This is a genomic window from Halomonas sp. IOP_31, from assembly GCF_021151495.1.
Classification (GTDB): Bacteria; Pseudomonadota; Gammaproteobacteria; order Pseudomonadales; family Halomonadaceae; genus Modicisalibacter; species Modicisalibacter zincidurans.
This window is the reverse complement of record NZ_JAIRBP010000008.1, coordinates 1-12,611: the sequence shown is the minus strand read 5'-3', so window position 1 is coordinate 12,611 and position 12,611 is coordinate 1. Positions and strand designations below refer to the sequence as shown.

Annotated in this window: 14 protein-coding genes; 2 read left to right on the top strand and 12 right to left on the bottom strand. The window is 59.7% G+C overall.

From position 1 onward, the window contains the following. Window positions 1-148 precede the first annotated feature (148 nt). Complete coding sequence (locus tag K7I12_RS06195) at window positions 149-562, top strand: STAS/SEC14 domain-containing protein (RefSeq protein WP_084173335.1); 414 nt, start codon at window positions 149-151, stop codon at window positions 560-562. Between the two features lie 37 nt (window positions 563-599). Here K7I12_RS06195 and K7I12_RS06190 read toward each other — a convergent pair whose 3' ends face one another. From K7I12_RS06190 to K7I12_RS06135, 12 genes are all read right to left on the bottom strand, one after another. Continuing rightward, window positions 600-848: a hypothetical protein gene (locus K7I12_RS06190; RefSeq protein WP_031382976.1), complete on the bottom strand. Its 249-nt coding sequence runs from the start codon at window positions 846-848 to the stop codon at window positions 600-602. A 2-nt stretch (window positions 849-850) separates the two neighbouring features. After that, a complete protein-coding gene (locus K7I12_RS06185; RefSeq protein WP_031382975.1) occupies window positions 851-1,054 on the bottom strand; it encodes a hypothetical protein in 204 nt (67 codons plus the stop codon). 217 nt (window positions 1,055-1,271) lie between these two features. After that, entirely contained in the window at window positions 1,272-1,865 is a 594-nt protein-coding gene (locus K7I12_RS06180; protein ID WP_031382974.1) for a DUF4202 domain-containing protein, read from the bottom strand. A gap of 76 nt (window positions 1,866-1,941) precedes the next feature. Further along, entirely contained in the window at window positions 1,942-3,531 is a 1,590-nt protein-coding gene (locus K7I12_RS06175; protein ID WP_035575144.1) for an ABC-F family ATPase, read from the bottom strand. Between the two features lie 322 nt (window positions 3,532-3,853). Next, window positions 3,854-4,759, bottom strand: a complete 906-nt coding sequence (gene thpD / locus K7I12_RS06170; protein ID WP_031382972.1) for an ectoine hydroxylase — start codon at window positions 4,757-4,759, stop codon at window positions 3,854-3,856. 190 nt (window positions 4,760-4,949) lie between these two features. Next, a complete protein-coding gene (locus K7I12_RS06165; RefSeq protein WP_231663467.1) occupies window positions 4,950-6,797 on the bottom strand; it encodes a protein kinase domain-containing protein in 1,848 nt (615 codons plus the stop codon). 138 nt (window positions 6,798-6,935) lie between these two features. Next, the gene (locus tag K7I12_RS06160; RefSeq protein ID WP_231663465.1) at window positions 6,936-7,574 is read right to left on the bottom strand and encodes a LysE family translocator; all 639 of its coding nucleotides are present in this window, start codon (window positions 7,572-7,574) and stop codon (window positions 6,936-6,938) included. After that, on the bottom strand, window positions 7,574-8,164 hold the full coding sequence (locus K7I12_RS06155; protein ID WP_231663461.1) for an O-methyltransferase: 591 nt from the start codon (window positions 8,162-8,164) through the stop codon (window positions 7,574-7,576). The genes K7I12_RS06160 and K7I12_RS06155 overlap by 1 nt, the downstream gene beginning before the upstream one ends. A gap of 21 nt (window positions 8,165-8,185) precedes the next feature. Further along, complete coding sequence (locus K7I12_RS06150; RefSeq protein ID WP_231663459.1) at window positions 8,186-8,683, bottom strand: TauD/TfdA family dioxygenase; 498 nt, start codon at window positions 8,681-8,683, stop codon at window positions 8,186-8,188. Further along, window positions 8,643-10,100 carry an IS4 family transposase gene (locus tag K7I12_RS06145; protein WP_231663455.1) on the bottom strand — a complete coding sequence of 486 codons (1,458 nt, stop codon included), beginning with the start codon at window positions 10,098-10,100 and terminating at the stop codon, window positions 8,643-8,645. The genes K7I12_RS06150 and K7I12_RS06145 overlap by 41 nt, the downstream gene beginning before the upstream one ends. 42 nt (window positions 10,101-10,142) lie before the next feature. Beyond that, entirely contained in the window at window positions 10,143-10,358 is a 216-nt protein-coding gene (locus K7I12_RS06140) for a hypothetical protein (RefSeq protein WP_231663453.1), read from the bottom strand. Between the two features lie 372 nt (window positions 10,359-10,730). Next, complete coding sequence (locus K7I12_RS06135; RefSeq protein WP_231663450.1) at window positions 10,731-11,624, bottom strand: LysR family transcriptional regulator; 894 nt, start codon at window positions 11,622-11,624, stop codon at window positions 10,731-10,733. Between the two features lie 211 nt (window positions 11,625-11,835). Between K7I12_RS06135 and K7I12_RS06130 the strand changes: the two genes are divergently transcribed. Next, window positions 11,836-12,543: an FAD/NAD(P)-binding protein gene (locus tag K7I12_RS06130; RefSeq protein WP_231663448.1), complete on the top strand. Its 708-nt coding sequence runs from the start codon at window positions 11,836-11,838 to the stop codon at window positions 12,541-12,543. Window positions 12,544-12,611: the final 68 nt, after the last annotated feature.

Sequence of the window (12,611 nt, the reverse complement as noted above, 5' to 3'; positions counted from 1 at the left end):
CTCGAGACGGCGGTGCATTCTAGCCTGCCGCGCAATTTCGCCGCCAGCGTATGGCATGAACTTGTCCTCGACCTGCTGCCGGAGGGCGAGGCACTGTGCTCTTCGAGTGCTACGCTTGAAAGGCCCGTTCCCATTCGAGGAAGCCGCCATGCTCGAATTGCTCACCGCCCCGGCTGCGCACGTCGTCGCGCTGCGCGTCAGCGGGCGGCTCGACGCCCACCAACTGCAAACCGCCATCGACGCCATCGAGGCCGCCAAGCAGGCCCACCCGCGGGTCAGCCTGTACGCCGAGATCGATGCGCTGCGCTGGATGAGCGCTTCGGCGCTGCTGCGCGACCTGGGCTACGGCCTGACCCAGCTCGGCCAGCTGAGCCATTTCCACCGCGCCGCGGCGGTGACCGATCAACGCTGGCTGCGCCCGCTGGTCGCGGTCGAGAATCAGCTGTTCAGGCCGCTCGAGGTGAGGCTGTTCGCCAATGCCCGAAAAGCCGAGGCGTTGGCCAGGGCCTGCGAATTGCCGGTGGTACATGCGGGCACGGGCGGCCAGCGCCGGGCGGACTAGGCCGCACCCTGGATGGCCTTGATGAGTTCGGCCTTGGTCATCTGGCTACGCCCGGCGATAGCCATCTCCTGGGCGCGCTGATAGAGCGCCTGGCGCGCCGGCTCTCGGCGTAGGGCACCACCTGTTCGGCCTCGGGCTCGACCATCACCTGACGGACCGGGGCGCGGTCCTTGCGATGCAGCAGGCGAAAATGCACGCTGCGATCGGCCAGCGCGGCGTAGAGCTTGACCGGCACGCGCGCCTCGCCGAAGCAAAGCGCGCCGCGCCACATGGCACGGGCGCTCATCGTCACACCTCCTCTCGGCAGTCGGGACAGACGGTCTCGCGGCTCTCACGCAACTCGACCACGCAGAACGGGCAGATCGGCTGGTCGCAGTGCATACAGTAATAACCCGCCTCGACGTGGTAGCGGCGCAGGCAGAAGGGACACTCCTCGTCGCCGGCCTGCAGCCACCAGGGCAAGGCCGGGGCTGTCGCATCCTGGGTCATCATGGCGTCTTCGCGTATTGCACCTGCCTTTGCGAATTCACTGTTAATGGTTTCGCCGAATGACAGTGATCACCTACAAGGCTAGCCGAGCCAGCAACGCGCGCAACCGTCGGCGAAGGCGGCTCTGGCAAAACGCCGACCCCGACAGCTTCCATCCGCCGGCCGACGTCGCCGATCTGCGCCTATCAAGTTGCGTTGAGCGGCTTCGAGCTGGACCCGCTCAGGCCAGGGCGCGCTCGAGTAGTTGCTGCGCGCGCGGCGGCAGGCCGATCGTCGCCGCCAGTTCATGGCCGCGCGGCGACATCTTGTGCCAGGTCTTGCGCAGGATGCGGATCAGCTTGTCGTCGTCGTGGCGGCTGGCGAAGTCCGCGAACTCGCGTTCGAGAAACACCAGGCAGGCGCTATCCTCGAGCGCCTGGGCATCGGGATCGCTGCGCAGGCGCTCCTTGCGGATCATCTGCGCGACGTGCTCGCAGCTGGCCTGGTCGTAGCCGCTCTCGCGCAGCACCGCGGCGGCGGTCTCGGCCTGGCGACGTCCCAGCTCGCGCCGCCAGGCAAGGTAGCCCGGGCGATCGCGGGGATAGTCGTCGCGCGGGATTCGCCAGCGTTGCAGGTGCTGGGCGCGCACCGCCAGTTGCAGCACTTCGCTGGCCTCGGGGGCAACGCGCCCCAGCCATTCGCTCATCCAGCGCGCATAGAGCAATTCATAGGGAATGTGCTCGCCATCCTCGGTCCGCTCGAGCCGCGGGTCTTCGCCGTGCAGGGCGTCCAGCCGCTCGAGCGCGGCCTGAAAGCGGGGATTCTGGTCAGTCACGGTTGGCTTCACCTCGGAAGAACTTTACGTTTCACCATACGGTATCGCGCACTGGACACGCCAATCGCCGACTCGCTCAACCGTAGACGCCCTGGCTGCGCAGGTAGTCCTCGTAGCGGCCGGTGAAGTCGGTGACGCCCTCGCCGCTCATGTCGAGGATGCGGGTGGCCAGCGACGAGACGAATTCGCGATCGTGACTGACGAAGATCAGCGTGCCGGGATAGTGTTCCAGCGCCAGGTTGAGCGCCTCGATGGATTCCATGTCGAGGTGGTTGGTGGGCTCGTCCATGACCAGCACGTTGGGCTTTTCGAGCGCCAGCTTGGCGAACAGCATGCGCCCCTGCTCGCCCCCGGAGATCACCTTGACCGACTTGCCGATGTCGTCGCTGGAGAACAGCATGCGTCCCAGCGCCCCGCGGATAGCCTGCTCGCCGCCGTCGGTCCACTGGGCCATCCAGTCGTAGAGCGTGGCATCGAAGGCGAAGGCGTCGGCATGGTCCTGGGCGAAATAACCCACCTCGGCGGCGTCGGTCCACTTCACCTTGCCGTGATCCGGCGCCAGCGAACCGGTCAAACAGCGCAGCAGCGTGGTTTTGCCGACGCCGTTGGGGCCGATGATCGCCAGGCGTTCGCCGGCTTCGAGCTGCAGCCCCAGCTTCTCGAACAGCGGCGTGCCGTCGTAGCCCTTGGTCAGACCCTCGACGCTGAGCGCGCCACGATGGATCTTGCGTTTCTGCTCGAAGCGGATGAACGGACTGACCCGGCTCGACGGCTTGATCTCGTCGAGCTTGATCTTGTCGATCTTGCGCTGGCGCGAGGTGGCCTGCTTGGCCTTGGACGCGTTGGCCGAGAAACGGCTGACGAACTGCTGCAGCTCGGCGATCTCCGCCTTCTTCTTGGCGTTGTCGGCGTGCATGCGCTCGCGGGCCTGGGTCGCCGCGGTCATGTACTCGTCGTAGTTGCCGGGGAACAGCTGGATCTCGCCGTAATCGAGATCCGCCATGTGGGTGCACACGCTGTTGAGGAAGTGGCGGTCGTGGGAAATGATCACCATGGTGCTGCTGCGCGTGGTCAGCACGCCTTCCAGCCAGCGGATGGTGTTGATGTCCAGGTGGTTGGTCGGCTCGTCGAGCAGCAGCACGTCGGGATCCGAGAACAGCGCCTGGGCCAGCAGCACGCGCAGCTTCCAGCCCGGCGACACGGCACTCATCAAGCCGAAATGCTGGGATTCGGGAATCCCCAGTCCGAGCAACAGCTCGCCGGCACGCGCCTCGGCGGTGTAGCCGTCGAACTCGGCGAACTGGGTCTCCAGCTCGGCGACGCGCATGCCGTCGGCCTCGCTCATCTCGGCCTGGGCGTAGATCGCCTCGCGTTCGGCGGCGACCTGCCAGAGCTCGACGTTGCCCATGATCACGGTGTCGATCACCCGATGCGCTTCGTAGCCGAACTGGTCCTGGCGCAGCTTGCCCAGGCGAGTGCCCGGCTCGAGCATCACCTGCCCCGCCGACGGTTCGAGTTCGCCGCCGAGGATCTTCATGAAGGTGGACTTGCCGCTACCGTTGGCGCCGATCAGGCCGTAGCGGTTGCCGTTGTTGAACTTGACCGAAACGTTTTCGAACAGGGGCTTGGCCCCGAACTGCATGGTGATATTGGCTGTGGAAATCACTGAGGGTCCAATCGAAGAAGGGCCGGCAAGAGAGACCGGCGCGGGAATGGCCGAGCGGCAAAAGTGCGCGATTGTACCGATTCGCCACGCTTTCTTCATCCGTGGGCAGCCAGCCGGCGACGAAAAAGGCACCCTCGCGAGCGCCCTTGAAAGCCGACGATGCAGCCCTGCTCGTTCTAGAACCGGGCTGCCAACTGCCGAGCCAGGTTTTCGCAAGGGCGCTGTGAATCCTTCCATGGACGCTACTTTCGCCCTCCATGGCGAAAGACCCTTGCTTCAACCTGGCCGCGGCAGCCGGGTGAGGCAGGCTTTGAATGCATTCTCATTCAACCGGCGTCAGCGGCCGCCAGTCCTTGCGGTTGGCCAGGAACTCGGGACGCGGACGGTTGCCGCAGTACGGGTCGTGCAGCGTATTGTCGACGCTGTTGTAGACGAAGAACAGGTTGCTGCGCGGCCAGCACGACATGTTGATGTTCGAACCGTGCAGGGTGTTGCACTCGAACATCACCAGCGAACCGGAGGGCCCTTTGGGCGCTTCGATGTCGCCCTTGACCATCAGGTCGCGCAGGCTGGCATCGTCCGGCACGCCGATGTCCTGGCTCTTCAGCGACTCCTTGTAGTTGTTCTCCGGCGTGCGCCCGACGCAGGGCACGAAGTACTTGTGCGAGCCAGGCACCAGCATCAGCGGACCGTTGAACTCGCCGTTGTCGGTGAGGATGATCGAACAGCTCACCGAGCGCATGCGCGGCATGCCGTCCTCGCTGTGCCAGGTCTCGAAGTCGGAGTGCCAGTCGAAGCCCTTGCCCTTGAAGCCGGGCTTGTAGTTGATGCGCGACTGGTGGATGTAGACATCGCCGCCGAGGATCTGCTGGACCATCGCCAGCAGGCGCGGATCGCGGGTCAACCGGCTGAACCGCTCGGATACCTCGTGGATGCCGAAGATCGAGCGAATCTCCTCCTTGCCGGGCTCGAGAACGGTGCCTTCCGAGAGCTTGAGATCCTCGTCGCTCTCGTAATCGCGCAGCTCCTGCAGAAACGCTTGCATCTCGTCCTCGCCGAAGAAGCTTTCGAAGGAGAGAAAACCCTTGCGGTCGAATTCGTCGAGTTCATCCTCGCTGAGCGGACCCTTGCGTTGCTCGCCTTCGCTATGGACCACCGGGTCGATACGCTCGAACATCCCCAATTTGCGTTCCAGTCGGGTCGGGAACAGGTCTTGAGTCTCTTTCATCGCAAACTCCTCCATTAGTCTGCTGTAATGCGGCGCGCTGCCGTCCGTCCTGTAAACGTAGATGGGGAGGCAGGCCCCAGCAACGCCGTCTCGTCACTGCCTGTCGCCTTCCTGACGACTCGCTCGAGGCTACGCCTGCGAGGTTCGCATGTATTTAGCATGTGTTAAACCGATGGCCAGTCGGTTTGCCTCAACCGTTCGTCAGTGACGCTTCGCTACGCGGATCCCGGGGATAGAAACGCGCCGGCAGCCGGTCGATATGCGAGAACACCTTGGTGTCCTTGTAGGGCATCTTCATGTAGCCCGACACGCCCAGCCCGCTGATCTGCGGAACCGCCGTCAGCATCGCATCGAGACAGGCGCGGAATTCGGTCTCGCGCGCGGGGTCGAGCAGCCGGTAGTAGCTGTGGATCTTGAGGTGGGTGGGCAGCGCCTCGAAGATGATCAGCCCGGTGTGATGGATGGCGTTGAGCGCCTCGAGCTGGGCCATGATCGTCGCCGGCAGTTGCAGGAACTCCTCCGGATCGGGGCCGTCCTCGAAATACGAGTGCACCCGGGTGTGATCCTCGAGATCGGGCGCCGCGCTGACCTCGTAGGGCAACGTCAGCTCCGCTGCGGGCTCGAACGGCGCCTGGGGCGAATCACGGTCGATATGCAGGGTATCGCGGGCGTTGAACAGGCAGCTCTTGAAGACGCCACGGCGATAGATCGCCCGCGCCAGCGAGACCATGTTGTTGACCGCCGCGACGAACGCCGTCTTGAGTTCGAGATCGTGCAGGTTGAGCACGCTGTCGATGTATACGCCGTCGCTTTCCCAGCGCACCGCCAGGCCGCCGACCACCGGGTAGCGCCCGAGCCGGCTGACCGCGGCGAGAAACGCCTTCTCGGTCTCGCCCATGCCCTGCATGAAATTCTTGTAGTAGCGGTCGAGCTGGACGTCGTTGACTGCGCTCAAGGTGTCGCTGGCGGCCTCCTCGCGCAAAAACGACTTGCGCGAGCTGTAGACCACGGTATCGATCTCGCGGTTGCTGGGCCTGACCCACACCGGCACCCGCGCGGTCTCCGCCGGCTCGGCCAGGTCGAGCATTACCAGCCGCGCCAGGCGCGGCATCTCGCTGATGAAATGATCGCCGCCGCGGTGACGCCGCGCCGGGTCGGGGTCGAGCATCGCCTCGAGCATGCGCGCGAACTCCACCGGCAGGCCCAGCGCGGTGGGCGGAATCGCCCGATGACCGAAGCGGCACGATTGCGCCGAGGCCAGCGCATACAACGTGGCCGCCGTGCCCTGCTCGTCGAAGCGCGGCGACGACAATCCGCCGTTCAACTGCTCGTCGCCGATGAAATAGACGTCGCCGAGCCGCGCATTGGTGTGCTGCAGGTCGGCGGACATCAGCTCCATGACGTTGGTGGTCACGAACTGCTGGCCGGCGTCCAGCTGGGCGAATACCGACGAGCCCCAGTCGATCAGCGCGATGCGCTCGGTGGCCGGGTCGAAGACCAGGTTCGAAGGCTTGATGTCGCCATGCACGATCGGCCGCGCGTGCGGGCCGTTCTCGCGGCGTAGATGGCGCAGGATGTCGGCCAGCTGAGCGGCGATGCGCACCACCAGTCGCGGCGACAACCGCCCGTGACGTAGCGAGTACTCCTCGAGATTGATCCCCGGGGCGCGCTCCATGACCAGGATCGACTGGCGATTGAGGCGCTGGTAGGCGACCAGCCGGGGCACGCGCGGGTGATCGACCTGCTCGAGCATGAACGCCTCCTCCTCGAGGCGGTCCTGCAGATGCTGCGCCAGGGTGATGCGCGAGAACTTGAAGACATGCTCGGCGTCGTGCGCCCCGCCCTGCGGCAGCACGCCGGCGAACACGAAGCCGTAGGCGCCCTTGCCCACCAGCTCGATGGCGCGATAGCCGAGCTGTTCGAGCTGGCCGCGGCACAGCGCCACCCAATCCTTGAGCTTGCGGGCATCGTCGTGGCTGAGCAGGTAGATCGACTGCTCTTCGGGGATGTAGAACTGCTCTAGCCTGTCCTGGGCCATGCCGACCGTCCTGCCCGCAAAAAAACGCCATGAATCGCCATTTACTACTACAGCCGCAATTGCTTAATCTACACTAGATAAGTCGATCCTGCTTACCAAGAGAAAGCTAGCATGGGTTGCGCAGCGCGCTCTAAACTGTCAAACAAGAGGTATGCCCAAAAAACTTAATAGCATTTTGATTGCAAGTATTAACAACAACCCTCCAACGAGCGAGCTAAGCACATTCAGAGCTTGTATTGAGAGAACAGCAGATAGCTTTGTCCCCAACCATGTATACAGTAACAGGCTAAGCAATGCTAGAAAGATATGTATGGCAATGAGGACAAAGGAACTAGCCATGTATTCTACCCATCCATCCGATGTTTGGGCGATGCCTGGCAAGAAAGAAAGATAGAAAGCCAGGGGTTTGGCGTTAAAGAAGGATATAGCGAAACCATTAGCAAAAGGACTGTTTGTTGATTTATTTTTATCGGGGTCAGGAGCCTTCTTATAAGAAATAAGCATTTTCACCCCAATATAAAATATAAAAAATAAACTTACAGCCTTTAGCATCCTCAGAAATATAGGCGACACCAGATAAGAGATATAAGACAATAGTGACGTCACTGCTGTCAGCAACAATATTGCCAGCAAAACACCTAGCATAAGTCTATAGGATTGCTTGACTGGCGATGTTGCGGCAACAACAAATGCAAGTAAAGTGCTTGGACCCGGCGTTATTACCAAGCCACCTATCATTCCTGAAAACAGGAAAAAATTTAATTCATCTCCAGGCATTATTTCTTAACAACCACCATTTCACCTTTCCCTACGCCTATGATTGAGCTATCAACGCGCGGGTCCTCTTCTGCTCTAGCTATTACACTTTCGATTTCCTGTCGGTGACTTATAGCGTTGTCAGCCACTAATATACCTCCTTTAACAAGCCTCGGAACGACTTTCTCGTAAACCCCGATGTAAACATCGCTCGTCGCATCCAGAAAGCAGAAGGAAATGTTGTCAAAAGAATCAAGATAGCCTCTTGCGTCCCCTGAAACAAGCTCTATATAATCTCCGCTGTTAGTTTTAAAAATGGTTTCCCGCGCCAAGTCAATCTTGTTTGGAAGAATCTCAAAGGTTGTTAACTTTGCTGACTTCTTTCGACATGCTAGAGAGATCCAAAGGGCAGAATAGCCTGCGCTTGTGCCTACTTCAATGAAATTGCCTTCAGGAGCCACATTGGCTAGTAGGGCTAAAAACTCTCCTGTCTCAGCCGGCACCTGACGCAACCGCAAATCATACTCTCGATCAAATTCTGCATCTTCGCTATTTATTTCCTCAAGCTCTCTCATTCTGTCTATTATGGGCTTGTTAAGATAATTATTCATATCGCCTCCCGCAGGCTATTTCTAGTAAATTACGCAACGTTTTAGCCTACGGTCAGCATGCGCAAAGTGCTCACGACCGTGTAGACACATGTGGTTATTCCAAATAACTGCAGAGCCAGGCTCAAGCAATATTCTAGCTGCCTCTCTATTAAATAAATCTTCTATTTTATCGATAACACCACCACCCCTTAGATATCCGTCTCGTTCAAGACCATCTTGAGTAGGATGATAAGATTTTGTTTTAAAAAGGTTATGGCTATACCTTACCAAGTTATCTATAGTTATTGGCTGCATACCTGCTTCACCCCCAAAATCCCATGTCTTTTCGCTAAGTGTGTGCTTCTCCTCTTCGCTCAATAAATCAGCAATTATCTTCATCTCGCATACAAGTGTTCTTCCACCCTCTGAGCCAGAATTACTCTCGCACCATAAACCTACGTACCTAGGTGGTATCACCAGCCCTTTAAAGGTCGCCTCATCACCGCTTTCTTCCGGCGAGCAATCGCGCGGTGGACACATGGGGCTTGCCTTTGTCATTTTGGCGCTTTGGAGGCGGTTTCTTCGGACCGCGCCGATGCTTTTGGAATCGCGAGAGGCGGACCTTGCCGGCGAGAAATCGCAGGACCTTGATGAACTCAGTCTGCTCGAGCTCACGGAAGCCCCGCCAATGGGGCTCGGGTATCGCGATCATCATGCCGCGGTAGACGTTGGAGAGTTCGTCGGCGAGATAGTAGCCGGAGAGATTCGCCTCGATGGTCTGTGCACCGTGCATGCTGCGCATCGCTGCCTTCAGTACCGCCATGACGATGTAGGCGATCAACGCGACACAGAAGCCAAACAGCGCCGCCCGCGGATAGCCCAGCGTCTGGATCTCGGCGTTGAGGTGCGTCGCAAGCTCCTGGAAGGCGGTCTCGATCGTCCAACGCTCGCGGTAGAGCTCGGCGACTTTGCGTGCCGGCGCCACGCGCGCCGGCAGATTGGTCAATAGCGCGATCGTGCGGTCACCGTCGCGGGTGGCCTGGTTGAGCGTGAGCTCCACCCGGCGTAAGACATGGACATGGCCCTGCGGGTCGACCACCTCGACTTTTTGCTGACGGACGCTGCCGGTCTCCGTCTTGCCGGCCAACGTGAGCACCGAGCCCGCGACGGGCTTCCAGGCGAGCTTCTTGTGCTCGCGCAGGATGAAGTGGCTGCCGCTATTGACGATCCCGGTCAGGAAACCGTTGGTGCAGAAGTTGCGATCGCCGATCCACAGATCGCCGGGCGCGACCGTCCCGAGCACCGCCTCGAGCAGGCTGCGCTCCTGGGCATGACCGTCTTCGCAGGGGAAGACATCGATCGGCAGCGCCAACGCCGGATCGAGCACCACCAGCGATTTGCCCGGCAGCGGGCCGGCGCTCATCGCGCGGAGCTCCTGGAGGCGATGCTCGCTGACGGGCAGGCAGTTGCCATCGAGGAGCTTGACCCGATAGCCCGGCAGCAGCGGCGCCAGTGCGCCGTCGAGCCCCGCGATGAGCGTACGCGCCTCGCCCGCGGCGTAGCGCACCAGCTCCGCGGAGGTCTGCGGCTCGATGCTCTTCAGCTTGTCGTAGACGGCGACGATGGAGGTCGGGACTTCCTCCTTGGCCGCCTGGTAGGCGGCATTGATCGACCGTTGGCTGCCACAGACCACCTGCGACATCAGGCTGAACACCGACGAGAACAGCAGCTCACGCGTATATTGGGTCGACTCCAGGCGCTCGAACCACGCGTCGAGCCGCTCGGGGTGCAGCAGCCGCTCAGCCAATCCGCGCGCCATGACGGAGGCAGGACTGGCTTCGACGAAGGCATCAAAAATCTCGTCCAGCATCGGGAACCTCGGGACAGCCGAATGTCCCGGGCTATTCTTGTGATTCACCTTCGAAATGTCCAGCTTCCTCCCGGCGCTGGCGACCACCTGACTCAGCGCGGCGCCCGCGGCCCCGGCATAGGGGCACCTTTAAAGGGCTGGTGGTATCACTTGAAAAGGAAATTCAGTATGCGCAGGGATTGCTGCTTGTCCTCTAGAAGAAGACTGAAGTATTTTATTATTTTCGGTAGCAACCGTATAAATGATGCCACCGTCCGCCTGCTCGCCCAGATCTCCTAAACTCTTTGCTAGGCTGATGAAATTGTTCTCGGAAATGCTTTTTATATAGATTAAGCTTCTATTCATTGTCCCTCCTTCGCAAGCAGCTCTTTTAAACCTTTCCTTAAAATATAGCAGACAAGTTCCCAGCCGAAGGGCTATCGATTAAAGCACATTGTAATGTTTTTCTTGTGCCCAAGGATTCATTACAAGCAAGGAAAAGCTACTTTGGCGAAACTAGCTTTGACCAGCCCTCCAAACATCGCGTACAGCGTGCGGCCAGAATTAATTTTATTGGCATAACCCGTCCTTGTTGAAACATCCGTCACTCACTGTTGCTACATGGCATGGTAATCGGCCTGCCGAGAAAGTGCTTCGGCCAACTCAGCTTCATACCTAGGCAGCCGGAGGTCCAATGACAGTCTGTGCATTTGGATATCACGAAAAAAGATACCCTTCTCAGACTACGGAGTGTCGCGGCTCGGCCATGATCACCGCCTCGCGCAAGGTATCGACGAATCGTGCCAGGGCCGGCGTCCAGGTGTCTGGCTCTGGCGCAGCAAAGTAGGTATCGACTTCCGCAATGGGTTTCGGCAGTTCCAGATAGTGAATACCGAAGCGATGCTGGTGCGCCTCGACCGTCACCCGGGGAAGGACGGTGTACCCCATCCCGGCAGAGACGCAGCCGAGCATCGCGTCCAGGGTGCCGAACTCGAAAATCCGGGCTGCATTGACACCATAGGAGGCCAGCAGCAGTTCGATACGCTGGCGATAGCTGCACCCTTGGCGAAACGCTAGAAAAGCAGTGGTTAGCAGTTCTTCCGAGGCAGGCATGGCTGACAGGGGCTTGGGGCCGACCAACACGAGCTGTTCGCTGAACGCCTTGAGCAAGTGATAGCGGCGATGTTCGAGACGTCCCGCCACGAACACACAATCCACCTGTCCGTCCATAAGCATTTCGACCAGATCGGCCGTTGGACCGGTCTTGAGCTTGATATCGACCTCGGGATACGCCGCGTGGTAGGCCGCCAGGATCGGGGGTAGCCGTAGCGCCGTGGTGGTTTCCATGGCTCCGATGCGCAGTCGGCTGCATGCCTTTTCGCTGCCTTTGAATAGGCTCAACGCTTCGTCATGAGCAGTCAGCATGCGCTCCGCATATTCCACCAGGGCGCGCCCGGCAGAAGTGAGCCGGGCGCGCCCCGTACGGTGCACAAGCTGGGCGCCCAGCTCCTCTTCGAGTTTTTTGATATGGGCTGTCACATTGGACTGCACTGTATGAAGCCGTTCGGCGGCCGCGACGAAACTACCGGTTTCAGCCACCGCCATGAAGATACGTACCGATTTGAGTTGCATGCTGAATCTCCCAACCAAGACGAAGTCATCTCAGAACAAGATAGCGCATATCACGACAAATCGTTTTTAGAAATGCATTCGTGGTGCGTACGCTATCCCTGCGCCACGTTGCGCACTGGAGAGGTGCGCTTTGATCGCTCAGGCCTCGGCGGATGCCTTGCCTCCTCCCAAGGCCTTTCAAAACTGCGTCATCGTCAGGGAGACGTCAGCAATGCAGCGCGATACATTATCGATCGCTATCGTTGGGCTCGGCCCCCGCGGGATTAATGTACTGGAGCGCATCACTGCGCATGCCAGCTACGGAACCAACGCGCCTCGTCTGCAACTTCATCTTATCGACCCTGGTGTGCCTGGCACCGGAATTCATCACCCAGACCAGCCGGACTACCTGTTGCTCAATACGGTGGCATCCCAGATCACTATGTTCATGGATAAGACTATCGAGAACGCGGGTCCCCTACTGCCCGGGCCGAGTTTGTATGAATGGGCAGCCGGCACCCAGTATCTCGACAGCTCGATGGGTTCTAACAGTTACCTGCCGCGCCGACTATTCGGGGAATATCTCAACTGGGTGTTCCACTATTTGGTGCTACGCCTCGAACGGTACTGCGACGTCCACCTCCACCCCTGTGAGGCGGTTGATCTACAGCGCAACTCCAATAACGGCTTCACCATCACCCTGACAGGGGGAGGCTCCGTAGCGGCAGATTACTTGTTCTTGACTACGGGCCACACTGAAAACCACCCCGATCGGCTGGACCGGGAGCGGGAAGATTTCGTGGCGTCCCACCACGACATAAACCACTTCCTGCACTATGTGGTTGCGTCTCCCTATCCCATCGACCAGCAACTGCGCGACATTCCTCCTAGCCCGGATATTTCATCAGACATGAAAAAAGCGGCTGAAAATCGGTTATAATTCAAGCTCCTACACAAGAATCAACCGCATCAACCGCCATGACGAAATGTACCATGCCGACCGCCTCG

Coding starts and splice junctions, on each gene's coding strand:
- K7I12_RS06195 (WP_084173335.1), top strand. CDS start 149: ATGCTCGAATTGCTCACCGCCCCGGCTGCGCACGTCGTCGCGCTGCGC.
- K7I12_RS06190 (WP_031382976.1), bottom strand. CDS start 848: ATGAGCGCCCGTGCCATGTGGCGCGGCGCGCTTTGCTTCGGCGAGGCG.
- K7I12_RS06185 (WP_031382975.1), bottom strand. CDS start 1,054: ATGATGACCCAGGATGCGACAGCCCCGGCCTTGCCCTGGTGGCTGCAG.
- thpD (WP_031382972.1), bottom strand. CDS start 4,759: ATGAAAGAGACTCAAGACCTGTTCCCGACCCGACTGGAACGCAAATTG.
- K7I12_RS06165 (WP_231663467.1), bottom strand. CDS start 6,797: ATGGCCCAGGACAGGCTAGAGCAGTTCTACATCCCCGAAGAGCAGTCG.
- K7I12_RS06160 (WP_231663465.1), bottom strand. CDS start 7,574: ATGCCTGGAGATGAATTAAATTTTTTCCTGTTTTCAGGAATGATAGGT.
- K7I12_RS06155 (WP_231663461.1), bottom strand. CDS start 8,164: ATGAATAATTATCTTAACAAGCCCATAATAGACAGAATGAGAGAGCTT.
- K7I12_RS06150 (WP_231663459.1), bottom strand. CDS start 8,683: ATGTGTCCACCGCGCGATTGCTCGCCGGAAGAAAGCGGTGATGAGGCG.
- K7I12_RS06140 (WP_231663453.1), bottom strand. CDS start 10,358: ATGAATAGAAGCTTAATCTATATAAAAAGCATTTCCGAGAACAATTTC.
- K7I12_RS06135 (WP_231663450.1), bottom strand. CDS start 11,624: ATGCAACTCAAATCGGTACGTATCTTCATGGCGGTGGCTGAAACCGGT.
- K7I12_RS06130 (WP_231663448.1), top strand. CDS start 11,836: ATGCAGCGCGATACATTATCGATCGCTATCGTTGGGCTCGGCCCCCGC.